We start from the raw sequence: 24,563 nt of genomic DNA on the forward strand, positions 1-24,563 counted from the left end.
AGTTACTTCATGTTACATGCGCGCCGGGGCAGATACCCCGATCAGCGCCAGCCCGTTGCGCAAGACCTGGCGTGTTGCATACATTAACGCAAGACGGGCCATTCTGGTGGACGCATCGTCGACCAGCACCCGCTCGGCGTTGTAATAGCTGTGCAGCTCGCCGGCCAGGTCGCGCAGATAGAACGCTACCTGATGCGGGCCGAGTTCGTCGAGTGCTTTCTGCAGCATTTCCGGATATTCCGCCAGCTTGGCCAGCAGGGCCGCCTCGCGCGGCGAAGTCAGCGCTGACAAATCGACACCCTTGAGCGTCGCTTCATCGCCGGCCCATTGCGCCATCACCGAGCAGATGCGCGCATGCGCGTACTGCACGTAGTACACCGGGTTTTCGTCCGATTGCGACAATGCGAGATCGACATCGAAAGTGAATTCGGTATCGGCCTTGCGCGAGATGAGGAAGAAGCGCACCGCGTCGCGTCCGCGCGTAAGGTCGCGTTCGCCGTTCTCGTCCTTTGCGTCGCCGGCCGACCATTCGATCAGGTCGCGCACCGTCACGTAGGAGCCGGCGCGCTTGGAAATCTTGACTTCCTCGCCGTTCTTCATCACGGTGACCATCTTGTGCAGCACGTAGTCGGGATAGCCCTCGGGGATGCCGAGGTTGACCGCCTGCAGGCCCGCGCGCACGCGCGCGATGGTGCCGTGATGGTCGCTGCCCTGCACGTTGATCACCTTGCCGTAACCGCGTTGCCACTTGGTGATGTGATAAGCGACGTCCGGCACGAAGTAGGTGTAGGAGCCGTCGGACTTCTTCATCACGCGGTCCTTGTCGTCGCCGTAATCGGTGGTGCGCAGCCACAGCGCGCCGTCCAGCTCGTAAGTCTTGCCGGCCTTGATCAGCGCATTGACCGCGGCTTCCACCTTGCCGTCGTGGTAGAGCGAGGATTCGAGGTAGTAGTTGTCGAACTTGACGCCGAAGGCCTGCAGGTCGAGGTCTTGCTCGCGGCGCAGGTAGGCAACCGAGAACATGCGAATCGATTCGAGGTCGTTGGCGTCGCCGGTCGCGGTGACCGGCTTGCCGTCGCTGGCGGCCACGGTTTTCTTCGCCAGAAAATCGGCGGCGATGTCGGCGATGTAGTCGCCGTTGTAGGCCGATTCCGGCCAGTGTTCGTCGCCCGGCTTCAGGCCGCGCGCGCGCGCCTGCACCGAGTAGGCGAGATTGCCGATCTGGGCACCCGCGTCGTTGTAGTAGAACTCGCGCGTGACCGCATAGCCTTGCACTTCCAGCAGGGACGACAGCGCGTCGCCGAGCGCGCCCTGACGGCCGTGACCGACGTGCAGCGGACCGGTCGGATTGGCGGACACGAATTCCACCATCACCTTCTTGCCCGCGCCGCCCGTGCTCCTGCCGAATTGCGCGCCTTCCTTGAAGATCGCATGGACCACCGCCTGCTTGGCGGCGGTCGCGACGCGCAGATTGATGAAACCCGGGCCGGCGATGTCGGCCGTCTCGATCAAATCGCCCTTGTTGGCGAGGACCGATGCGACGATGGCCTGCGCCAGTTCGCGCGGATTCTTTTTCAGCGGCTTGGCCAGTTGCATCGCGATGTTGCAGGCGATGTCGCCGTGCGCCGGATCGCGCGGGCGTTCCAGCACCACGTTCGGTTGCAATTCGGTTCCGACGACGATGGGCGCAAGCGCGGCCTGGAACAGGTCGATAATCTGTTGTTTTTGTGAAGCGAGCATGGGATAAAAAATGATGGCTCTAGTGGGTCACCCCATGGCCATCATGTCAAATGTGAGGATGGGGAGAATTATACCGGCTCGCCCTCAATCTCCCAATTTGTCGCGGCAATACGAAACGAGGAATCGTTCCATCTGAAATGCCTGCGGTATCCATGGTGATTCGGACAAGTTTTGCGGAAGCAAGTAAATATAGGTGCAGGCGGCGAGGATTTCGCCGGATTCCAGGGTCACCTTGACTGCCTCGCGCCGGTAATCCGCGCCCTCGAAAGCGTCGAGCGCATCGACATCCTGCGCGGACACATCGAAATACAGCAGGCCTTGCACCGTCTCGCCGGCCCTGGGCACCATGCCGGGATAGGTTTCGCCGCTGATCGCGAAGCGTGCGTGGCCGTCGAGCCGGGCCGGCGCAAAGCGGTAGGCGCCGCGCACCACGCGCGTCCAGACCTGCGCGAACATCAGCGAGCCATAGGTAAAGACATGCATATGAAAGCCGCTCTAGTAATCCGCCCGCACCATGGGAACGGTCTGATCCTCTTCGTACACGCTTACCCGATTGCGGCCCTGCTCCTTCGCGCGATAGAGTGCCGCATCTGCCGCCGCGATCAATTCCGCCGGCTGCTCGTGCGCGACCGGCAGCATGGCCGCCACGCCGAAGCTGACCGTCACGCCCGGCCCGATACGCGAGGCGGCATGGGGAATCTGCAGGTCGACGATCGCCTGCCGCATGCGTTCCGCAATGGCGGCAGCGTCCTCGGCCGCAACTCCGGGCAGCAGCGCCGCGAACTCTTCCCCGCCGAAGCGCGCCACCAGGTCGGTGGGACGCTTCGGCACGGAGCGCAGTGCCGCGGCGATTCGTTTCAGGCAATCGTCGCCCGCCGGATGGCCGTAGTGGTCGTTGTAATTCTTGAAGAAGTCGACGTCGGCAATGACGATCGCGACCGGCTTCGATTCGCGCCGCGCACGGCTCCATTCGAGATGCAGGCGGCGGTCGAATTCGCGGCGGTTGGCAATTTGCGTCATCCCGTCTTCGGCCGAGATCTTCGCCAGCAGTTCCACCGCGTGGCTCAGTTCGTCATTGCGCTCGATTTCGCGCATGCGCGCCAGATAGGCGCGACGCTGGTCCTGGTCCATCCTGAAATTGGCGATCAGGCTGATGGCAACGGCTGCCAGGCAGAACAGCAAGTTGTTGAACCTGACTTCCGGCGTCAGGGCGCCGAAGCGGGTCAGCGTCAGCCCGTACATGAGCGCCATCAGCAGGGAGGTGATCAGCGCACTGCGAAAGCGCAGGTTCAGCACGATGTTGCCGAACAACAGGATGAGCGTGATGCCGGTCTGGAAATGCGCCGCATTCGGATGCCTGCTGAGGCCCGCGATCCAGGGCATGCTGATGCCGGACACGATCAGGGCCGCGGAAAGCAGCATTTCGCGCGCAAACGGACGCCGCAGCGTGTACACGAACCAGGTCGTCAGCAGGAGAAACGGCACGACCACCAGGAAACGGATCGCCCACGCCTGCTGATAGGCGTCCGGCACCATGGCAGGATCGGTGAGCGCGAACGCGGAATACAAGAGCACCGCCGTCAGGCCGGTCTTGTATATCCGGCGTTCGCGCATGCGGTCCATCTCGGCCTGAAACGCAGCCTCGACCTTGCGCGGGAACTTGTAGCGATAGTGCCAGAAGCTGCGGTCGGCCTCGGATTGCGGCGCTGATTCGTCTTGCGTTAAAGAGTCGCGGGACATGGGTCTTTCCAGCCGTTCCGCGCGGCCGGGCCGCAACGGTGTTAACAGAAATGGCAGGCTTCCTCTTACAGCTTAGTCTTCAGCACGCGGCGCGTCCAGTGCGAGCCGATGCGATTCAATTGTTCAGAAGGCGCTTGCGTAGCGCACCGCCAACAGCTTTTCCGCCGCCACGTCGATCATGTTGTTCGGATCGCGCCGCACGGTCAGCGACACGCCCACGGTACCGCGCCGGCCGACCGGCGCCAGGTAATTGATTTCGGCGCGCATCTCGCGTCCCAGCGGCACCATGGAAAAAATCAGCCGTTCGCGCGAGGAACTGCCGCCCTGACCGGACAGCATGTCCATCACGATTCTGCCCGAATAGGCTCGCATCGGTTGCGATAAGGACAAGCTCATGCGATCGCCTTGCTTGATGCGGTCTGCGGCCACCAGTGCGACTGAAAAGGCATTGGTCCTGGCACGCGTGATTTCGGTGACCAGGCTGTCGGTCGCCGTCATGCCGGGCGTCACGCCGTACGAGGCCTGCCCGGCGAGCGTCACCTTGGGCGCCAGCAGCAGCGCGCCGGCCAACTGCACCGCACCGGTCGACGTGCCTGCGCCGAAGGACATAGCGCTGCTCGAATAGGCGCCGAGATAGGCGTTGGCTTCATTGGTCTGCGACATCGACACCGACAATGCCGCGCGGCCGAAACTGCGCGACACTTCGAACAGGGCGGAACTCGCATGCACCGGGACCGCCGATGACGGCAGCGCAATGCCGTCCTGCGATGCCAGCAGGCGGTTCAGGCCGGCGCTCAGCACGCCGAACTTCAGCTTCACTTCGCCGACCTGCTGCGCGAGCGCCGCGTGCGAGGCATCGGGCACCAGCGTGAAGTAGGGATTGGACAGCGCACCCACCTGTTCCAGCGACGCGCCCTCCGCCAGGCGCAGTCCGCCCGCACCGAAATAACTGCCGGCCAGTCCGCCGACGCCGAATGCGGCCTCGGTGCCGCGGCCCTGCGCAGACGAGTAGGAAAAGGAGACAATCCGGGCTTGTGCCAGTTCGAATCCGTGCTCCGATCCCGACGCACGCAAGGTCCGCCCGTAGGCAACCGAGAACCTGCCGCCGCCGTCGAGCAATCGCTCCACCACTTCCATCCGGCGGTCCATGCTGTCGAATGCCTGTTCCAGCGACAGTGGCGTCGGCCGCACCACCGCCGCCCCCATGTCAACCTGGAAGTCGCGCTGAAAATCGTCCACGCCGAACACGCGCAACTGGCCGGCGGCGGCCAGGTTCCACAGCATGCTGGTCGCCGGCGAAGGCTGCACCGATCCGCTCAGCACGTTAATGCGCTTGCCGTTGAGCGTGGTGGTGGTGACCTCGCCGATCGGCTGCAAGGCGCGCTCGATATTCAACAGCCCGCGTCCGTAGACCGGGTCGATGCCGGGCGCGCCCAGGTCGGTTGCGGTCACGAACAGGATGGTCGCAATCTGGTCCGCGCTCAAGGACGGCCACATCTGCTTCACCAGCGCGGCCGCGCCGCTGACCATGGGCGTTGCCATCGACGTGCCCGACATGTATGCATACTGGCCGTCGAGATAGGCCGATACGATGGCCGAGCCGGGCGCGACCAGGAACCAGGGCGCGGTATCGCCGGCGCGGTTGGAATAGGACGCGATGCGATTAGTCGCATCGACGGCGCCGACCGCGATGATCTGGCTGTTGGCCCAGCTTTCCCTGGCGAAGCGCGCCGGCCAGTCCGGATTGCGCATCCCGTGGTTGCCGGCCGCCACCACCATCAGCAGGCCGGATCGCACCGCTTCCTGCATCGCTTGCGGATCGTAGCTGCCACCCGCGCCCACGCTCATGTTGACGATCGCGGCCTTGCCGATTGCATGGCGCAAACCGCGATCGAGCGCCGTCGTGGAGCCGGTGCCGTCATCCCGGAACACCTTGATCGGCAGCAGGCGCGCGTCGTAAGCGACGCCATATACGCCATAACCGTCGCGCCGCGCGGCCAGAATGCCGGCCACATGCGTCCCATGCCCGTCACGGTCGACGATGTCGCCGCCGCCGTCGAGCGCGTTGTAGCCGGCGATGAGCTTGCCCGCCCCGGCGAATTCACGATGATTGCTGATGCCGGTATCCAGCACGGCGATCGTGACACCGCTGCCGGTGACGCCGAGCAGGTGCGCATAATCGGCCTTGATGCGAGACAGGATCGAGACGGAGTTGCTGCGCTCGATATCGACGGCGACCAAGTCCTCCGCACGCACCGATGCGGTGAAGGCTGCGGCAAGCGCCAGCGCGGTGACACCGGGGGAAAAGAAGTTGGAGGTGAACATATGTCGCCTTTCTCCGGTTTCTGCTTGTCGGAAAAAGGGCGACGCTGCGCCAGCTACGGCGGCCCCGCTAGCTTGCGGCAATCGACAGCATATTTACTGTCTGATCACGCGCGAAGTCCGGAAGCTTTGCGTCCCCGCCTTTCAGCGGGTTTGCCCTTAGTACCTGTTCGGTATGTTTTGGGCAAGCCAAAAACATACCGAACAGGTTCTTACGATGCCGTCGTGGTTTGAATCACATGTGCATATTTCCATTGTGCATCGTAATTCTGGAAATGCAAATGAATCGCGCGCCAATCCCGCTACGTGGAGTCGCTGCGCGACAACAAGATGTCGAACTGGAATTCAAAAGAGGAAAGCCGCGGCGTGCCGGCCCTTGTCAATCGGCCAAGTCGGCCTGGCCTTCCAGCCATTCGCGCCACACCGCCATCAGCACGGCGATGATCACAGGTCCGACGAACATGCCGACCAGGCCGAAGGCGGTGAAGCCACCAATGACGCCGAACAGCACCAGCAGGAACGGGATGTGCGAGGCGCTGCTGATCACCAGCGGACGGATCAGGTTGTCGACCCAGCTCACCACCAGCGAACCCCACAGCAGCAGGCCGATACCCGCCCAGGTATGGCCCGACAGCAGCAGCCACACGCCGAGCGAACCCCAGACCAGGGGCGTGCCGAAAGGCAGCAAGGCCACCAGCGCCGTGAGCGCGCCCAGCAGCGCCGGCGCGCGAATGCCGGCGGCCCAGTAACCGATGCCGGCCAGGATGCCCTGCGCCAGTGCGGTCAGCACCAATCCGTACAGCACTGCCTTGGTGGTGCTGCCGATGGCAAACAGATAAGCGTCGGCGCGCGTCCCGATAAAGCGACGCATCGCCGCGCGCACTTGGCTGAGCAGGACGTCGCCGTCGCGATAGACGAATACCACGGTGAGCAAGGCGAAGGCCAGCCTGGCCGCATTGCGTCCGACGCCGCCGATCAGCTCGGTCAGTTCGCCGAACCAGCGCTGCGCCAGATCGAGCGCTTCGGTGCGCAGTGCGTAAGGGTCGCCGGCGATGCGGTTGAAGATCTGCTGTAGGCGTTCGCCCAGCCAGGGAACCTCCAGCACGGCCTCCGGCAGGCGGCGCGGTCCCTGATTCAGATAGCTGGAGATGCCCTGCGCAGCGGAAATGAATTCGGTTTGCATCAGGCTGATCAGCCACAGCAGCGGCAGCACGAAGGAAGTCGTCAGCAGCAGGCTCATCAGCAGCGCGCTGCCGATCGCGTTATCGTGCAATGCATGACGCAGCCGCGCATACAAAGGCCAGGTGACATAAGCGAGGATCAGCGCCCACACCACCGGCGCAATGAACCATTGCATCACCAGGAAACCGAGTACGGACAGGCCGCCCAACGACAGCCAGAGCAGGACCGTGCGTGTGGTGGCGGATGGATCGCGTTCGATCATGATCGCGTGTGCTTGTTCTGTTCTCGTTCCCTTTCAGGTCATTATCACGCCGAAGGCGCGATGGCATCTCGACTTTTCGCAGACTTCTTGATCCATGCAATGCTGCGCGACCAGCCTCCCCTTTCGGGGAGGCATTGCTGCTAATGCATGCGACGCAGCGCCGTGCGCCCGACCCGATCGACCGCACGGTTGATCGCGATGTACATGTCGGCTTCGGTATCTTCGGCAACGATATCGGGCATGCCATTCAGCACGAGGTGCACGGTGCAGCGCTTGTCGATACCGCCACGCGGACCGTTGATGTCGGCCAGTCGCACCGTCACCTGCTGCACCTGGCCGGCCGCGTGCTTCAGCGCAAAATGCAGCCGGCGCTGGGCATGCTCGGCAAGCGCGTTGGTCAGTTCAAATCCTTGGGCGCGGACATCGACTTTCATGACAGACTCCTTCGTGTTGGGTGAATCGGCCGTTTGCTGCCGGCCTTGCATTCAATCTAGTCCACCGGAAGCCTGTTTAAAATTCGAATATCATGTCGTTTCAGTTCGAAAAATTCGAATCATCGTGAGTACGATCAATTACAAACATCTGCATTACTTCTGGGTCGTCGCCAAGTGCGGCGGCATCGGCCGCGCCGGCGAGCAGCTGCACCTGACGCCGCAGACCATCAGCGGCCAGATCGGCATGCTGGAAGAAGCGCTGGCCACCACCTTGTTCGACCGCGTCGGACGGCGGCTGGAACTCAACGATACCGGCCGCATGGTGTTCAGTTATGCGGATGAAATCTTTACGCTGGGCGAGGAACTGGAGGACATGCTGCGCAATCGTTCCGGCGGCCGCCCCTTGCAGTTCACCGTCGGCGTGGTCGATTCGCTGCAGAAATCGATCGTACGCCTGCTGCTCGAACCCGCCCTGAACCTGCCGGAGACCCTGCGCATCGTTTGCCGCGAAGGCAAGCTCGACACGCTGCTGGCCGGGCTGGCGATCCGCGGACTGGATATCGTGCTGGCCGATGGTCCGCTGCCGTCCAATAGCAATGTGCGCGGCTTCAGTCATTTGCTGGGCGAATGCGGCGTGGCCTTCTTTGCCGCGCCCGCATTGGCCAGACGCTACAGGAAGGCATTTCCGCACAGCCTCGACGGCGCCCCCTTCCTGCTGCCGGGCGAGGATGCGGCGCTGCGCCCGCGCCTGCTGCGATGGTTCGACAAGGAGCGCATCCGGCCGCGCATCGTCGGTGAGTTCGACGACGGCGCGCTGCTCAAGGAGTTCGGCGAAGCCGGCGTTGGCATCTTCGCAGCACCCACGGCGGTCGCCGCGCAAGTGAAAAAACAATACGGCGTGCAGGAAATCGGCCGCACCGACGCCCTCACCGAACAGTTCTATGCGATCTCGGTGGAACGGCGTCTTTCCCATCCGGCCGTACTTGCCATCAGCACCGCGGCACAGAAGCGCGTGGCATCGATCTGACACACCATACGGTGCTGTCTGGAATCTTGATCTGGGACAAGGAAATCAACGCGCTCTTGGCGCACTGTTGCAGGGTTCAGTGTCATTTCCCTCATTACCGTGCGCCGTGCGAACAAGCCGGCGCAGCTTGCCCTTCGAGGCCGGACCTGCATGCTACCCGCTTACATTTCGCACAACGACTGCAGCCAGCATGAGATGGGCGCATTTCATCCGGAATGCCCGGAGCGCATCGAAACCATTCGCAAACAGTTGCTGGCCGAAGGCGTGCTGGACTTCATGCAGCTGCATGAGGCGCCGCTGGCAACGGCGGAGCAACTCGCGCGCGCCCACACCATGGCGCATGTGCGCGAACTGGCGGCCAAGTCACCGCGCGAAGCTTACGAACAGGTCGATCCCGACACCTGGATGAATCCGCATTCCTACCGCGCGGCATTGCGTGCGGCCGGCGCGATGGTGAAGGCAACCGACCTCGTGCTGCGCGGCGCCGCGCCGGTCGCGTTTTGCAACATCCGGCCTCCCGGACATCATGCGGAACGCGACTCCGCCGGCGGCTTCTGCTTTTTCAACAACATCGCTGTCGGCATCCGCCATGCGCTGGACGCACACCGCATCAAGCGCGTCGCGCTGATCGACTTCGACGTCCATCATGGCAATGGCAGCGAAGACATCCTGCATGACGATCCGCGCGTACTCATGTGCTCCACCTACGAAGAGAACCTTTATCCGTTTTCCGGCCGCGAACCCATGGGCCAGAACATGGTCAATGTCGGGTTGCCGCCGCATTCGGGCGGCACCGCGTTTCGCGCAGCGGTCGAATCCAGCTGGATCCCCGCGCTCGACGCATTCCAGCCCGAATTGCTGTTCATTTCGGCAGGCTTTGACGGCCATCTCGAAGACGACATCAGCAATCTGAGGCTGGTCGAGGCGGACTACGCATGGGTCACACGGCAAGTGATGCAAGTCGCGGCCCGCCACGCCAAGGGACGCGTCGTGTCCTGCCTGGAAGGCGGCTATGCATTGCCTGCCCTCGCACGCAGCGTCGTCGCGCATGTGAAAGTCTTGATTGGAGCAGATTAAAGAATTGGCATTTCAGATCAGCCCGGGGCAGATCGCGCCTGGATGCCCCTCCGCTTTGGGCTGCCGAAGAGACAAACAGCAGACAACAGAACCTGCGATACTGAACAATAACCCTATATGACGATTAGCAAAACATGGACAAGCATTACCTCACCCCCCTCTTCTCCCCAGGCTCGATCGTCGTCTTCGCCGGCGACATCAGCGCCCCGGAAACGCAAACCGGCCCCGGCCGCCTGATCACCGAACAACTGCGCGACGGCAGCTACAAGGCCCCCGTCACCTTCCTCGACATCGGCATGACCGGCACGCTGAGCGACCTCGCGCAATCGCGGTCCGACCTCGCCATCATCGCCCTGCCATCCGAGCAACTGACCGCCGCGCTCGAAGTCGCGGCCCGCATCCAGAGCAAGACCGCACTGATCATTTCCAGCGGCGTCGATGCCAAGCTGGCCGCCGAATTGCAGGCGATCGCCAGGCAGCACGGCATCCATCTGCTCGGCCCCAATTGCATGGGTTTCCAGCGCCCGCACCTCGGCCTGAACGCGAGTGCGCTCGGCTCGCTCGCACGGCCCGGCTCGCTGGCGCTGGTCTCGCAATCCGGCGCGCTGACGTCGTCGATCCTCGACTGGGCCGTCAAGAACGGCGTCGGTTTTTCTTCGGTGGTCTCGCTCGGCGCCAATACCGCCGTCGATGTGGCGCAAGTGCTCGACTTCCTGGCGGAGGACCGTTCGACGCAAAGCATCGTGGTCTACTTGGAAGGCATTCGCAACGCGCGGCGCTTCATGAGCGCGCTGCGTGCCGCCGCCAACGCCAAGCCGGTGATCGTGCTGAAGGCCGGGCGCAAACCGGCCGGCGAGAAAGCGGCGCTCACCCATTCCGGCGCCATCGTCGGCAGTGACGACGTATTCGACGCCGCGCTGCAACGCGCCGGCGCGGTGCGGGTGCGCACCTTCGTGCAACTGTTCTCCGCTGCCAAGGGACTGTCGGGGCGCAATCTGCCGGTCGGCAAACGCATCGCCATCATCACCAACGGCGGCGGACCCGGCGTGCTGGCAGCGGACTGGGCCAACGAGCTGGGCCTGGAACTGGCCGCGCTGCCGCCGCAAGCCGCGACCGAGCTGGCGCCGCAACTATCGCCGCTGGCCTGCCTGCAATCCCTGATCGACCTGGCCGAAGACGCCGATGCCGCGCATTACCGCGCAGCCATCACGGCTTGCGCAGCGAGCAATGGCATCGACGGCATCCTGGTGATCCTGTCGCCCAAGCCGGGACTCGATACCACCGCCGTGGCGCAGGCGCTGGCCGATCTGCATCCGTCCGTCGGCAAGCCGCTCGTTACCTGCTGGATGGGCGACGAACGCGCGGTCGACGCGCGCAAGGTCCTGACGGCCGCCGCCATACCAACTTACCGCACACCGGAAGCGGCGGTCGATGCCTTCAACAACATCGCGTCCTTCCATCGCAACCAGCAGCTGCTGCATCAGACCCCGCCGCCCTTGTCCGCGCTGGCCAAGCCGGACCTGGAAGGCGCACGCATTCTGGTGGAAAGCGTGCTGGCCGAACGGCGCCGGGTGCTGACCGAGATGGAATCGAAGGCGCTGCTGTCGGCCTTCCACATCCCGATCACGAAAACGATACTGGCGCGCTCGGCGAGCGAGGCGATCCTGGTCGCCAACCAGCTCGGCTATCCGGTCGCGCTCAAGATCGACTCGCCCGACATCGCGCACAAATCCGATGTGCAGGGCGTGGCGCTCAACCTGCACAACGCGGCATCGGTGCGCGACACCTGGCATGACATGATGGCCACCGTCAGCCGCTTGCGGCCGGATGCGCGCATCAATGGCGTGACGATCCAGAACATGTCGGGCAAGCCGCTCGGCCGCGAACTGTATATCGGCGTCAGCACCGACGAGCCTTTCGGCCCGGTGATCTCGTTCGGCGCCGGCGGCACCATGATCGAACTGATCGCCGACCGCGCGATCGAACTGCCGCCGCTCAACCAGTTTCTCGCGCAGCGCCTGATCGACCGTGCGCGCTCGGCCGAGACGCTGGGCAACTGGCGCGGCGCGCCGCCGGCCGACCGCGAGGCGCTGGAGCAGATTCTGCTGCGCGTATCGGAGATGGTGTGCGCGCTGCCGCAACTGCGTGAAATGGACATCAATCCGGTAATCGTGGACGAAGCCGGCGCGCTGGTGGTCGACGCGCGCATCGTGATCGATCATGCTCCGGCCGGCACTGACAACTACAACCATCTCGCGATCCTGCCGTATCCGTCGTCGCAGGAGCAGGAATGGCCGCTGCGCGGCGGCGGACATTACACGGTGCGGCCGGTCCATCCCGACGACGCGCAGATGCTGCAGGATTTCGTGCGCCGCATGTCGCCGGAAAGCCGCTATTTCCGTTTCGTCTCGACCATGCGCGAACTGTCGCTGAAGATGCTGGCGCGCTTCACGCTGATCGATTACGACCGCGAAATGGCGCTGGTGGCAATCCTGCGCGAACGCACGCCGGCCGCCGATGGCGGCTTCACCGAAACCGAGCGCATCATCGGCGTGTCGCGCTATGTCACCAACCCGGACCTGACCACCTGCGAATTTTCACTGGCGGTCTCCGACGACTTCAATGGCAAGGGCGTGGGATCGCGCCTGATGCTTTCCATCATGGATGTGGCGCGCAGCAAGGGCTTGTCGCAGGTCGAGGGACTGGTGCTGACCAATAACGCACCGATGCTCAAGCTGATGCGCAGCCTCGACTTCGAGATCAGGAAATACGAAGAAGATCCGGATTTCCGCTTGTGCGTGCGGGTGCTTTAGCAGGTATTGACCTGCCGGCGATTACTTCGCATGGCAGGTCATGCAGAGCTTGCTGCCTGCATTCGAGACGCGCAGGAAAGTCGGATTGAAGTCGCTGTCGCGACCTGCCGAGGGAACGCCGTGCGGATCGTGGCAGGATGCGCATTCCACCTGCACCTTGCCATTGGTCACATACAGGCGGATGTCGCCGCTGTCCATGCTGCCGCTGTTATTGGTGTCAAAGAAGCGCGCCGCACCCTGCGAACCGCTGGGTGCATTGAAGTCGGTGCCAGGCCCGTTTTTGGATGGGAAGGTGACGCCCACCGGATGGTCGTTCCTCAGATCGGTGCCGATGGCGGCGACCGTGAAGTCGGTCGCGCCCGCGCCGAGGAAGCCGGCACCCGTCGAATGGCAGGCCAGGCATTCGCCCTGTGTCAGGCGCAAGTGCACCGACGCATTCTGCCCGCGCGGATTGACCCAGGTGTTGAGAAAGGAATCGTTCTGCGTGGTTTCCTGCGATTTCAAATAGCGACCCGAGCCAGGCATGTTGATGATGGAATCGACTGCGGTCTGGCCATCATGGCATGACAGGCAAGCCAGCGAATTGTTGCCCGGCTGGGAAACCTCACCCTGCAGCGTCTGCGTGCCGAGCTGATTGTAGGTGGTATAGGTTGTCACCTTCATGGTGCGGTTCCACAACGGCAGGTTGGTCGTCGTGTTGGCGCCGTGAGGCGTGTGGCAATAGACGCAGATCTCCTGGTAGTCGTTGCGGTAGTTGTCCATCATCGCGCCGCTCGGCCCGCCCGCAACCTGCCGCTGCGTCAGGTTGTGCCGCGTATTGCTGATGCTGCCCCGGTTGCTGAACTTGGTCGTCAGGTCGCCGGCTCCGTAGGCAAGGCCGAAGACGCTTCCGAGCAGCAGGAATGCAACAATGATTTTTCGCAGTGTCATTTGTCTCCGATGTCCGTATTATTTCGCCGCCTGCAGGATCTTGTTGCCCTCGGCCTCGCTCAAGCGGCGAATGACTTCCACTTTGTTGAACAACTGGTCCACCACATATACCCGCCCGGTCTCGTCGACCGAGATACCGCTCAGCAGGCCGTACTGCCCGGGACGACTGTCGCGGCTGGCCTCGCCCACCGTCAGCAGCAATTGCCCGTCCGGACTGAAGATCTGAAAATTGTTGAAGCTGGCGTCGCTTACGTAGATATTGCCGTCATCATCGACGGCAATGCCGCGCGGACGCGCCAGGTTGCCCGGATTGACACCCGGGCTGCCGAAAGCGCGCAGGAACTTGCCGTCGCGGTCGAATGCCTGCACCCGGAAATTTCCCGAATCCAGCACATACAAGGTGCCGTCCGGAGCGACCGCGCCCTGCAGCGGCACATTGAACTGGCCGTCGCCGCGGCCGCGCGTGCCGATCACCTTCAGCTTCGTGCCTTCCTTGTCGTACACCACCACGCAATGCCGGTCGCTCTCGTTGTCGGAGCGGTCGATCGCATAGATCCGTTCGCCGTCGGGACTGACCGCCACGCCGGTCGGCCGCTCCAGGTCGGCCGGCCCGCCGATGGCGCGCTGGAACAGGCCGAGCTGGTCATACACGATCACTTGTCGCCGCTTGCTGTCGGCTACATAGACATTCATCTCCGCATCGAGCGCCAATCCCGCGGGTTGCTGCAGCGTGCCCGGCTGGCGCAGGCCGAAACGAAAGACCTTGCGCCGCGGGACATCGAAGACGACGATCGACCTGGTGCGGGTGTCGGCCACAAAAATATTGCCGTTGCGCGCCGCCACTGCCGCCGGCTTTTCGAACACCGGTGTGTCCGCCGTTGACTGGAGGCCGGTCAGCTCGGTCATCAGCTTTTCCGTGCCCTTCTGCGGCACGCGGATGTCGGCGGCGGAGCGCAGCACCGTCTCGTAGACAAAGCGCGGACGGTCCGGCGGTTGCGGCCACAATGCGCGCTTCGCAGGCTTGGCGGCCTGCTCCGGCGTTACCGCGCACGCAGCGAGCAGCACAGTGCACGCAAGCACGAAAAATCGCGGAGCGCGCAGGAAACGCAGAAGACGCAGGTCCGTCGCCATGGCAAAGCGAAACTCCCAAATTAAGAATCGAATCGCGATGGTTGACGGCGCAAGCTGCGCAACGGAATCCGTATCGCTCGGTCATGCTTCTTTCCTGCGATACATGACCACAGGAGCAACGCGGATACTAATGGAGGGCGAATGCCGCTGTAAATACAACAACTTGATCGCGGATAACGAATCCTGATTTTCTGGCGAAGCGATCTGCGCGGCGCGTGTGCGCACCGGCATTCAATCAGCCTTGGTCAGTCGGACTCGGACACGACCCGGTTGCGCCCGATGGCCTTCGCCGTGTACAACGCGGCATCGGCGCGCCGCATCAGGTCGCTGTGCGAGTCGGCATCGCGCAGGCTCGCGACACCGATGCTCACGGTGTAGGGAACAGCACTTCGCGTTCCCATGTCCCGGTCGCCTGCCGGTTTCGTATCGAGCGCCAGGCGCAGACGCTCGGCTGCGGCCTGCGCGGCATAACGATCGGTTTCCGGCAGCAGGACCGCGAACTCTCCGCCGCCGATACGCGCGAAATAATCGATTTCGCGCAGCACCGCTTCCGCGCGCAAGGCGACGTCGATCAGTACCTGATCACCGCCGGCATGACCGTAGCTATCATTGATGTGCTTGAAATGATCGATATCGATCAACAACAAGGACAAGGCATGGCGCGTTCGCCTGGCGCGCGACAGCTCGCGATCCACCAGTTCAAGGAAGGCGCCGCGCGACCAGGCGCCGGTGAGGGAATCGCGATTGGCGGCCTGTTCGGCCTGCGCCATCATTCTTGCATGCACCATCATCACCGCGCCGAAACTCAGCACCGGCAGGATGAATGCATCCATGGCGAGGAAGAAGCCATCCCAGGCTGCGCGCGGCATTTCGCCGGCGTCGAACAAAGCTTGCACAATGCGCGGAACATTTCCCAGCGCAACAAGCGACGCCGCCGACGCGCTGAAGAGGTAAGGAAAGCGCCAACGCACGGATTTGCGTGCGCGCAATAGCGTGAACACAATCGCCAGTGAAAGAGATGCTTCGAACAGGCCGAGCGCAGCGCTGCGCCATGCGGAGACATCCGGCAAATCATGGAGTACGGCAAGCGCCGCGACCAGCAGGCCCGCTCCGGCACTCGCGGCGAACCAGTGCATCCTGCGGCCGAGAAAGTGCCGGAATCCCGCAAACACCATGAGCACGCCGACAGCATGCAGTGCCGGCGCCGCGATGGCGGCGCCAGGCGGCAGCGCGTCGGCAAATGCGTGCATCAGAAGAGCGGTGCCTGCCAGGACGTTGGCCAGGCACCACTCCTTGATTCCGGGTATTCCACTACGGATCAAGGAGCCGAGCACGAGCAACATCAGCACACAAAACAGGGCCCCGGCCAGGAGGGTGTTGAATGTCGTCGACATAAGGAATGGAGTTCAAGCGGGAAGCACACGCGACTGCGCGCATGCATGAGTATAAGCAGATGTGCGCCGTCGCGTGAGAAATCTGTCTGGAGGAATCGCTCGATGATTTCCACAACGCATTGCATTGCTGGGCGCACACAGCATCGATACCGGAAATGTTCTCGCGGTGCTAACAATTCCTTACAACTCAGGGTCAACTCGTTCTGCATCGACTTCGTTTTGATGAGTGTAGTAAAACTTTTAGTTCAACCATCGAGGAGTGTTATGAAGACGTTGATTGCAACCCTGATCGCCGGCCTGTTTGCTACCGCCGCATTTGCGCAATCGAGCGCACCGGCTCCGGCCTCCAAGCCCGCTGCCAGCGCCACCAAGAAGGAAGCCAAGGCGGAAGAGAAGGCGACCAAGGCTGATGCCAAGGCGGAAGAGAAAGAGACGAAGGCAGCTGCCGATGCCAAGGCCGATGTCGTGAAGGCCGATACCAAAGCCGAAAAATCGAAAGCCAAGGCACACACCAAGGCGAAGAAGAAGATTGCCGCAGCAAAGAAGGACGCAGCCGAAGAGAAGGCTGACGCTGCCAAGAAGTAATCCTGGTGAACCGCGTGATTCGCGGAAAGAAAAAGGGGCGGAAATTTCCGCCCCTTTCTTTTTGTCCTGCCGCGCTTCGGCAATACAGTTTGCTGACGGAATTTATTTCCCTCGCACGCCAAGACGCCATAGCGAAGTGACTTCCGCCGCGCGCGCGGCGTGCAGCGGATCCGCTTCATCCATCGCTTTCGGATGACGCGGGCGCACATCGATTGTTCCCAAGACCTGCAATCCCGCACGTTCAATGTAGCCGAGCAATTCTTCGCGCGAACGCAAACCGAGATGCTCGGCAAAATCCGACAGGATCAGCCAGCCCTCGCCGCCCGGCGCGAGATGTGCGGCAAGTCCGTCGAGAAAGCCGCGCAGCATGCGGCTGTCGGGGTCGAACACCGCGTACTCGATCGGAGAACTCGGGCGTGCCGGTACCCAGGGCGGATTGCAGATCACCAACGGCGCACGCCCTTCCGGAAACAGATCCGCCTGCACGACCTCCACCTGCTTGCCGTAGCCGAGATGCACGATGTTTTCGCGCGCGCAGGCAAGCGCACGCGCGTCCTGATCCGTGGCAACGATACGCCGCACGCCGCGTTTGGCCAGCACCGCCGACAACACGCCGGTGCCGGTGCCGATATCGAATGCCAGCGTAGTGGAAGGCAACGGCGCCTGCGCCACCAGCTCGACATATTCGCCGCGCACCGGTGAGAACACGCCGTAGCAGGGATGGATGCGCGCGCCGAGCGCCGGAATCTCGACGCCCTTCTTGTACCATTCATGCGCGCCGATCAGGCCGAGCAATTCGCGCAGCGACGCGACGTAGGCTTCATCGGCAGCACCCCAGGCTTCGCTGCACGCCTGCTGTACATCGGGCGCGCGGCGCAGCGGAATCACATGGCCGGCGTCGAATGGCAGCAGGAGCATGCCGAGAATGCGTGCGCGCTGCGCCTGTTCCTTGCGGTGCAGGTGAAATGCCTGGTCAGGAGAGACGGCGACCACCGGTGCCTTTGCACGGCGCGGCTTGCGCTCGATGCGGCGCGCCAGGGCCTGCAACAATTGGCGTGCGTTCTGGAAATCACCGCGCCAAAGCAGTCCGCTGCCTTCGCAGGCAAGTCGGTAAGCGTTGTCGGCCGTCATGCGGTCGTCGGCAATGACGACGCGCTTGGGCGGAGGCACGCCGGCCTCCGAACGCCAGCGCGCGGCGTGCGGCGCGTCGCCCTCTGTCCATTGGATGATCGGATGGCCGCTCATCGCCGTATCCTGTCGGCGGTGGTCGGAAAATCAGGGAATTGCATGGCAGCGTCGCTCGAAGTGTGGGGAAGGCGCCGTGATCCGGCGCCGGCCACGAGTGTAACCCATCCGCGGCGGCATCCTGCCTTATTCGATGTCGATATGTGCGGTGCCGCCCTTGATGAAATTGCGCCACATGCTGCGGCATGCCTGCTGAAAGCGCGATGCGAGCAAGTCATGGTCGCACAGCACCGACGTCGCAAGCCGCTTGCGTGCGCCTTGGCGCAGCGTGCGCAATTTCGCCGGCGTGCCGACGAGTTGCGCCGCGATATGTGCCATCTCCTCGCCATCGGCGGCGATCAGGTTTGCCATGCCGGCGCCGCGCGCAATCAGCTCGCCGAAACGGCCGGCGTGATGACTGCCGGCGACCGTCAACGTGGGCACGCCCATCCACAGCGCATGCATCGCCGTGGTATGGCTGTTCCATGGGAAGCAATCGAGAATCAGGTCGATCTCATTATGCAACGCGAGATACTCTTGCATCGCGACATGACCGCGGAACTCCAGCCGCGATGCCGGCACACCATGTTCCGTAAATGCCTGCAACAGTCGCTCGCGTCCGCTCTCCGCGCCAAGGCCCTTGGCGACGAACAGCATTTTTGCGTTGGGCACGGCGTCCAGCACCTGCGCCCAGCGCGCGACCGTGGTGGCGCTCACTTTGTTGAGGCGGTGGAAAGAAGCGAAAGTCGGAAAGCCGTTCGTCGTCATTGGCAAGTCAGCGACCTCGACCGCGCTGTCTGGCAGGCGGTAGGACGCGAAACAATTGCCCAGCCTGCAGAGCTTTTCGGTGTAATGCGCCTCGGTCATGCCCACCGGATCAAGCAGCTTGTCGGTGAGGAAGTAGTCCATGTGCGGCAGGCCGGTCGTCGCCGCATAACCGAGATAGCTGGCCTGCACCGGTGCGACGCGAGTGCCGAACAGTTGCACGCGTTCGGATGTGTGGCCACCGAGGTCGAACAGAATGTCGATGCCGTCCTTGCGCACCAGTTCGGCGACAGCCGCGTTGTCGGAAAGATGGAAGGTGTCGGTCCAGCCGTCCGCATGTTGTCGCAAGCGCGTGGTGACTTCGTCAGCCGTGCGCACATCGGAATAGAAATGGAGCTGGAACTGCGTGCGATCGATGCGCGCGATCAGGCTTTCGATAAAGAAGGCAACCGGATGCTCGCGCAAGTCGGCCGAAACGAACCCCAGGCGCAGCGGACGATCGGGATTGCGGTTCACTTCGAGCGGCGCCAGCGCGGCCGCCTGCGGCGTGATGCGTGCCGCCCATTGCATGTGCTCGCGCAGGACTTGCATCGGGTCATGCGGCTCGACGAAATTGAGTGCGAACAGGCGCGCATTCTCGGTCGGCTGCGACGCGTTTTTCTCGAACAGCTGGATGGCCTGCGCGACGTCACCCATTTCGAGATAGCTGCGTGCCGCGTTGAACATTGCAACCCCTTCGTCGGGTTTGATCTGCAGCGCGCGCTCGCCGTATCGGACCGACTTGTGGAAATCACCGAGGGAGTAGTGGCACACGCCCGCGTTGAGGTTGAGCGTGTAGTTGTCCATGCCGAGCGCGAAGGCGCGTTCATAAGCGGCAAGGGCGCCCTCGAAGTCGGCCCTGCCCTGGCGCGCGATACCGAGCAGTGCCTGCACATCGGCCGTCTCGTGGCGGCGCACCAGCGCAGCCAGCACTTCGGCGGCCTCGTCGTATTGTTCGAGCGAGATCAGGCAGGAACCGAAGTTGTGCGTGGCCTGCGCATGCAAGTGCGGCGAAGAGTGGACGATGGCCTTGTGATAGCACGCCATTGCCTGTTCGAACTCGCCGCGGGCGGAATAGGAGATGCCGAGGTTGTACCAGAGGTCGCCATGCGTGGGATTGTGCGGGACGGCTTTCTTCAGTGCGCTTTCGGAACCGGCGTAATCGCCGAGCATGCCCTTGGCCTGCCCGAGCAGGAACCATGCTTCAAAGCCCTTGGGCGCTTTTTGCACCGCTTTTTCAAGTTCCGGCAGTGCCAGTTCGGCATTGCCGGCATGGAGGTGTGCCCTGGCTCGCTGCAGAGCTTTTGCGACGCGTTCTGGATACATGGATCATCTCTGGTAATCGGCCGACTGACCGACAGTCGCAGCGATGCTATCGGCGCACCGGGCGCGATTCCATGAACTCGATCAAGGTTTTCCGCGCGAAACTGCTGTTGCGCGCGTGCTTTTCCGGGTGATGACGGGACGATGTAGGCGACGACTCCGCAGGCGCGTAGGACAGGCTGCCGCACTCGGACAGAATCAGGGAGATATCGTGATTTTCGAAAGAATCGGCGTGTCGTTGTAACCCGGCAGGCGAATGCTGACCAGGCTGCCTGCGTTGAACGCAATGTCCTTGATCGGCGTGCCGGAAATGACGCCGGTGCGGCGGTCCAGCAGCAGGCCGGAGGGCAGCGCCGCGTCCTGCACGAACTCGCCTTTCCCGGCGCAGGTGGCCGGGACGCCCGAGAGAACCGGCGTTGCGGTGAGCGGCACGTTGACCTTGCCGCGCACATCGGCCGCGAGCTGTCCGTTGGTATTCCACTGCGCGGTGATGCTCAGCGGCGTCTCGGTGGAGCAGGGAATCAAGCCGTTCTCGCCGCCACATGCGGCGAGCGTCAGTGCGGCGACAGCGCTGAACAATCGTTTGGACATATCCTCCTCGTTGCACGGCGAAGCATGCGGCATGCGTACGCGCGCTGTATCGATCATATCGATATCGCAATCGCGTCACCGGTAGTTTTTCATGACCCTGGAGGACATTGTCTCGACTTTCCGGCACTCATCGGCCAGGCGGCCATTCAGTCATGGCATTTCCTTTTCTTCGGGCCGGGAGAGGCCGTTTGATGTCGATTAGTGGTTTGCCACTACAACAGGCGCGCCCCGCTCTTGTAGACTAAGTCGATCGCGTTCATGCCAACCAACAAGAATCCCCTATCATGCAGACCTATCCGCACTTGCTCGCGCCGCTCGATCTCGGCTTCACCACGCTGCGCAACCGCGTCATCATGGGCTCGATGCATACCGGGCTGGAAGACCGCTTCTATAACTATCCGAAACTGGCTGCGTATTTCCGCGAGCGCGCGAAAGGCGGCGTCGGCCTGATCGTGACCGGCGGCATTTCGCCCAACCGGCAGGGCTGGCTGCTGCCCTTTGGCGGCACGGTCAGTAATGTGCTCGATGTGATGAATCATCGCTGCGTCACCGATGCGGTGCATGAAGAGGGCGGCAAGATCGTGATGCAGATCCTGCACGCGGGCCGTTACGGCTACCAGCCGTTCGTCGTGTCGGCGTCCGCGCTCAAGTCGCCGATCTCGAAATTCACGCCGCGCGCGCTGGACGAGAAGGGCATTGCGCGTACCATCCGCGACTATGTGCGTTGCGCCAAGCTGGCGCGGCGGGCTGGCTATGACGGCATCGAGATCATGGGCAGCGAGGGCTACCTGATCAACCAGTTCCTGTGCGCGCGCACCAATCGCCGCACCGACCGCTGGGGCGGATCGATCGAGAACCGCATGCGGCTGCCGGTCGAAATCGTCAAGCAGGTGCGCGCGGCGGTGGGAAGCGATTTCATCATCATGTATCGCCACTCGCTGCTCGACCTGGTCGAGGGCGGCAACACCTGGGAGGATGTGGTGGCGGTCGCCCGCGCGCTGGAACAGGCCGGTGTGAACATCATCAATACCGGCGTCGGCTGGCACGAGGCGCGTGTGCCGACCATCGTCACCTCGGTGCCGCGCGCGGCATTTCGCAGCCTTGCCGGCCGCCTGCGCCAGGCGATCTCGATTCCGGTGGTGGCGTCCAACCGCATCAACACGCCGGAGGTGGCGGAAGACATCCTCGCCACGGGCGACGCCGACATGGTGTCGATGGCACGCCCCTTTCTGGCCGATCCGGAATTCGTCAACAAGGCGGCGAGCGGCCGCGCCGATGAAATCAATACCTGCATCGCCTGCAATCAGGCTTGCCTCGACCATACCTTTGCCAACAAGCGGGCAAGCTGCCTGGTCAATCCGCGCGCCGGCCATGAAACGGAACTGGTGTATCACAAGACCGCGCAGGCGCGCCGCATCGCGGTCGTGGGAGCCGGACCTGCCGGCTTGTCCGCGGCGACGGTGGCGGCCGAGCGCGGACATGAGGTCACGCTGTTCGAAGCGAGCGACCGCATCGGCGGACAGTTCAATTACGCGATGCGCATTCCGGGCAAGGAAGAGTTTGCCGAAACGCAGCGCTATTACAAGCGGCGCGTCGAGCTCACCGGCGTGAAGCTGGTGCTGAACAGGAAGGTCACGCGCGAGGAATTGCTGCAACTCGGATTCGACGAAGTGATCGTAGCGAGCGGCATCGTGCCGCGCACGCCGGGCATCGAGGGCATCTCGCATCCCAAGGTCTTGTCCTACCTCGATGTATTGAAGAACAACGCGCCGGTCGGGCGACGTGTCGCGGTGGTGGGTGCGGGCGGCATCGGTTTCGATGTCAGCGAGTTCCTGCTGCACGATCCGCAGGTGCCGCTGCCGGAGCCGCTGCATCACTGGCTGGCGGAATGGGGCGTCGATCTGAAGGCGGGCAGCAACGGCGGCCTGTGCGCGCCGACGCCGGAGCAACCGGTGCGCCAGGTCTACCTGCTGCAACGCAAGGCATCGAAGCTGGGCGCGTCGCTGGGCAAGACCTCGGGCTGGGTGCACCGCGCCACCCTGCTGCGCAAGGGCGTGCAGATGATCGGCGGCGTCAGCTATCGCAAGATCGACGATCAGGGTTTGCACATCACGGTCAACGGCGAAGACCGCTTGCTGGAGGTGGACAACGTGGTGATCTGCGCCGGCCAGGATTCGCTCAGGGAATTGATGCCGGCCGAAGAGGCCGGGAGCGGGCCGCGTTTCCATTTGATCGGCGGCGCATCGGTTGCGTCCGAACTCGATGCGAAGCGCGCGATTCGCGAAGGCGCGGAGCTCGCCGCACGCTTGTAGTCGATTCGAAGACCTTGTGTTCACGGAAGACACGGAAAACGCAAGGCTGTTGAAAGGCTTCCGTGCCTTCCGTGTTTTCCGTGGACAAATCCGCTTTAAAGACCTTCACCGCCCGCTGTGCTTTCCCCGTCCGCCTCCACCAGGTGAACGTTGCCGAGCACCAGCGGCCCGCCGCATTCCGAACAGGTTTGCCCCGGCCTGGTGAGCTTGCCGCATTCCGTGTGCAGCAGCACCATCGGCGCGCAGTCTTCCCTCGGCAGCCATTCATTCCCGAAGCGCATCAGCTCCAGCACCACCGGGAACAATCCCTTTCCGACATCCGTCAGCTCGTACTTGTATCGCAGCGGCCGTTCCTGATACGGCGTCTTCGCGACGACCTTGGCTTCGATCAGGCGCGTCAACCGGTTGGTGAGGATATTCGTCGCCGCGCCGGTCTGCTTCTGCAAGTCATCGAAACGTTGCGAACCGCGGAACAAGGAGCGCAGCACCAGCAATACCCATTCATCGCCGATCAGGTGGGCGGAACGAACAATCGGGCAAGTCAGCGGCGCGGCCGGTTTCACACATTTCTCCATAATTTTCATTGTAATGACTTGCAAAATAAAAGTCACTGGTTTATGATGAATTCGTAGCTTGCAAAGTGCAAGTAACTAGGACACTGTTGCGGGGCGCAGGTATCCGGCGCCGGTTGTCGACCGCCCCTTGTCTTCCTGTCCTGACCTGATTAACCCGCTTGATGGAGAAATAACATGAACGCCAAATTATCCAGCATCGCCATTGCTCTTATCGCAACATCCGCCAGCGCCTTCGCTGCCGATCTCGCCGAACCGTCCCGCACCCGCGCCGAAGTGCGTGCCGAACTGGAACAGGCGTATGCCCAAGGCCAGGTCGGCCAGACCCGCGAATATGTCGACTTCACCCAAGCCGCCTCCGGCAAGTCGCGCGAGCAAGTCCGCGCCGAGCTCGCCGCAGCACAGGCGCAGCCGAAACCGGCAGTCAACACCGGCGAATACGTGGAGCCGGCACCCTTTGCTTCCTCCAAGACGCGTGCCGAAGTCCGCGCGGAACTGGACCAGGCCTATGCGCAAGGTGAAGTCGGACGCAATACGGAAGCCGTGGAATTCACCAATGTCGCGTCCACACGCAGCCGCGATGCCGTTCGCGAAGAAGCGATCCGGGCCGCCCGTACGCAAGGAAATCAGTCCGGCAGCTAAGAGGCACTGCACCACGACTTGCCGCGAATACAGCTTGTCTCCCTCTCCACGTCTCTGATGTGGCCTCGCCCGCACTTTGTTGCGGGCGTTTTTTCATCCAAACGCGATGTGCCTGCGCAATTCGCGCCGGAAAAGATGCGCCTTATCCCGCGTTTCCGCATTTGATCGCAAGGTGGTGGCGGCGGGTCATGCGCAGCCATTATCCTGTTCTCACTTCACGAGGAGAACCGCATGGAAACGCAACACACAAACCGCCGCCGCAAAGGTCTGTTCTTCCCGGTCATGCTGATCCTGGTCGGCACCCTGCTTCTGCTGGAACGCAGCGGGCTGATAGACCGCCATCTGCTTTGGCAATGGCTGCCGCTGCTGCCGGTCAGCCTCGGCGCCGTCATGCTGTATCGCAGGACCAGGACAGACTGATTCAGGGTTTCCCGTCGGTGGAAAGCACGCTTTCCACG

General features: G+C 62.9%; 20 protein-coding genes and 1 riboswitch. Of the genes, 7 read left to right on the forward strand and 13 right to left on the reverse strand.

Features of this window, described 5'->3' with window-relative positions:
- Window positions 1–12: 12 nt before the first annotated feature.
- The 6 genes from argS to VJ651_RS07430 form a co-directional block, all read right to left on the reverse strand.
- Window positions 13–1,740, reverse strand: a complete 1,728-nt coding sequence (gene argS / locus VJ651_RS07405; protein ID WP_324106827.1) for an arginine--tRNA ligase — start codon at window positions 1,738–1,740, stop codon at window positions 13–15.
- 84 nt (window positions 1,741–1,824) lie between these two features.
- On the reverse strand, window positions 1,825–2,223 hold the full coding sequence (locus tag VJ651_RS07410) for a gamma-glutamylcyclotransferase family protein (RefSeq protein WP_324106828.1): 399 nt from the start codon (window positions 2,221–2,223) through the stop codon (window positions 1,825–1,827).
- Between the two features lie 12 nt (window positions 2,224–2,235).
- Window positions 2,236–3,480, reverse strand: coding sequence for a diguanylate cyclase (locus tag VJ651_RS07415; RefSeq protein WP_324106829.1), 1,245 nt, complete (start codon window positions 3,478–3,480; stop codon window positions 2,236–2,238).
- A gap of 123 nt (window positions 3,481–3,603) precedes the next feature.
- The gene (locus VJ651_RS07420) at window positions 3,604–5,805 is read right to left on the reverse strand and encodes a S8 family peptidase (protein ID WP_324106830.1); all 2,202 of its coding nucleotides are present in this window, start codon (window positions 5,803–5,805) and stop codon (window positions 3,604–3,606) included.
- 54 nt (window positions 5,806–5,859) lie between these two features.
- A riboswitch (cyclic di-GMP riboswitch) is annotated at window positions 5,860–5,970 on the reverse strand.
- Window positions 5,971–6,181: 211 nt separating this feature from the next.
- Window positions 6,182–7,246 (reverse strand): AI-2E family transporter, encoded by a 1,065-nt coding sequence (locus tag VJ651_RS07425; RefSeq protein WP_324106831.1) that lies wholly within the window; start codon window positions 7,244–7,246, stop codon window positions 6,182–6,184.
- 140 nt (window positions 7,247–7,386) lie between these two features.
- Window positions 7,387–7,680 (reverse strand): HPF/RaiA family ribosome-associated protein, encoded by a 294-nt coding sequence (locus VJ651_RS07430; RefSeq protein WP_324106832.1) that lies wholly within the window; start codon window positions 7,678–7,680, stop codon window positions 7,387–7,389.
- Window positions 7,681–7,804: 124 nt separating this feature from the next.
- On the opposite strand from VJ651_RS07430, the gene nhaR reads away from it, so the two are divergent.
- The 3 genes from nhaR to VJ651_RS07445 all read left to right on the forward strand — a co-directional run bounded on the left by nhaR (window position 7,805) and on the right by VJ651_RS07445 (window position 12,597).
- Window positions 7,805–8,707: a transcriptional activator NhaR gene (gene nhaR, locus VJ651_RS07435; protein WP_324106833.1), complete on the forward strand. Its 903-nt coding sequence runs from the start codon at window positions 7,805–7,807 to the stop codon at window positions 8,705–8,707.
- 150 nt (window positions 8,708–8,857) lie between these two features.
- Window positions 8,858–9,784 (forward strand): histone deacetylase family protein, encoded by a 927-nt coding sequence (locus tag VJ651_RS07440; RefSeq protein ID WP_324106834.1) that lies wholly within the window; start codon window positions 8,858–8,860, stop codon window positions 9,782–9,784.
- Between the two features lie 134 nt (window positions 9,785–9,918).
- Complete coding sequence (locus tag VJ651_RS07445) at window positions 9,919–12,597, forward strand: bifunctional acetate--CoA ligase family protein/GNAT family N-acetyltransferase (protein ID WP_324106835.1); 2,679 nt, start codon at window positions 9,919–9,921, stop codon at window positions 12,595–12,597.
- 21 nt (window positions 12,598–12,618) lie between these two features.
- Here VJ651_RS07445 and VJ651_RS07450 read toward each other — a convergent pair whose 3' ends face one another.
- The 3 genes from VJ651_RS07450 to VJ651_RS07460 form a co-directional block, all read right to left on the reverse strand.
- The gene (locus VJ651_RS07450; RefSeq protein ID WP_324106836.1) at window positions 12,619–13,527 is read right to left on the reverse strand and encodes a cytochrome c3 family protein; all 909 of its coding nucleotides are present in this window, start codon (window positions 13,525–13,527) and stop codon (window positions 12,619–12,621) included.
- 18 nt (window positions 13,528–13,545) lie between these two features.
- Entirely contained in the window at window positions 13,546–14,658 is a 1,113-nt protein-coding gene (locus VJ651_RS07455; protein ID WP_324106837.1) for a 6-bladed beta-propeller, read from the reverse strand.
- Between the two features lie 245 nt (window positions 14,659–14,903).
- Window positions 14,904–16,052, reverse strand: coding sequence for a GGDEF domain-containing protein (locus VJ651_RS07460; RefSeq protein WP_324106838.1), 1,149 nt, complete (start codon window positions 16,050–16,052; stop codon window positions 14,904–14,906).
- Between the two features lie 264 nt (window positions 16,053–16,316).
- Between VJ651_RS07460 and VJ651_RS07465 the strand changes: the two genes are divergently transcribed.
- The gene (locus VJ651_RS07465) at window positions 16,317–16,637 is read left to right on the forward strand and encodes a hypothetical protein (RefSeq protein ID WP_136419707.1); all 321 of its coding nucleotides are present in this window, start codon (window positions 16,317–16,319) and stop codon (window positions 16,635–16,637) included.
- A gap of 102 nt (window positions 16,638–16,739) precedes the next feature.
- Here the strand turns inward: VJ651_RS07465 and VJ651_RS07470 are convergent, their stop codons facing one another.
- The 3 genes from VJ651_RS07470 to VJ651_RS07480 form a co-directional block, all read right to left on the reverse strand.
- Complete coding sequence (locus VJ651_RS07470) at window positions 16,740–17,882, reverse strand: class I SAM-dependent methyltransferase (RefSeq protein WP_324106839.1); 1,143 nt, start codon at window positions 17,880–17,882, stop codon at window positions 16,740–16,742.
- A 126-nt stretch (window positions 17,883–18,008) separates the two neighbouring features.
- Entirely contained in the window at window positions 18,009–19,991 is a 1,983-nt protein-coding gene (locus VJ651_RS07475; protein WP_324106840.1) for a tetratricopeptide repeat protein, read from the reverse strand.
- Between the two features lie 195 nt (window positions 19,992–20,186).
- Complete coding sequence (locus VJ651_RS07480) at window positions 20,187–20,579, reverse strand: putative Ig domain-containing protein (RefSeq protein WP_324106841.1); 393 nt, start codon at window positions 20,577–20,579, stop codon at window positions 20,187–20,189.
- A 284-nt stretch (window positions 20,580–20,863) separates the two neighbouring features.
- On the opposite strand from VJ651_RS07480, the gene VJ651_RS07485 reads away from it, so the two are divergent.
- Window positions 20,864–22,891: an NADPH-dependent 2,4-dienoyl-CoA reductase gene (locus VJ651_RS07485; protein ID WP_324106842.1), complete on the forward strand. Its 2,028-nt coding sequence runs from the start codon at window positions 20,864–20,866 to the stop codon at window positions 22,889–22,891.
- Between the two features lie 95 nt (window positions 22,892–22,986).
- Here the strand turns inward: VJ651_RS07485 and VJ651_RS07490 are convergent, their stop codons facing one another.
- A complete protein-coding gene (locus tag VJ651_RS07490) occupies window positions 22,987–23,454 on the reverse strand; it encodes a helix-turn-helix domain-containing protein (RefSeq protein WP_324106843.1) in 468 nt (155 codons plus the stop codon).
- Window positions 23,455–23,640: 186 nt separating this feature from the next.
- Here VJ651_RS07490 and VJ651_RS07495 point away from each other — a divergent pair, with 186 nt between their 5' ends.
- On the forward strand, window positions 23,641–24,105 hold the full coding sequence (locus tag VJ651_RS07495) for a DUF4148 domain-containing protein (protein ID WP_324106844.1): 465 nt from the start codon (window positions 23,641–23,643) through the stop codon (window positions 24,103–24,105).
- 231 nt (window positions 24,106–24,336) lie between these two features.
- On the forward strand, window positions 24,337–24,525 hold the full coding sequence (locus VJ651_RS07500) for a LiaI-LiaF-like domain-containing protein (RefSeq protein ID WP_324106845.1): 189 nt from the start codon (window positions 24,337–24,339) through the stop codon (window positions 24,523–24,525).
- Window positions 24,526–24,563 lie beyond the last annotated feature (38 nt).

The sequence above is a fragment of the Noviherbaspirillum sp. genome, from assembly GCF_035254865.1.
Classification (GTDB): Bacteria; Pseudomonadota; Gammaproteobacteria; order Burkholderiales; family Burkholderiaceae_D; genus Noviherbaspirillum.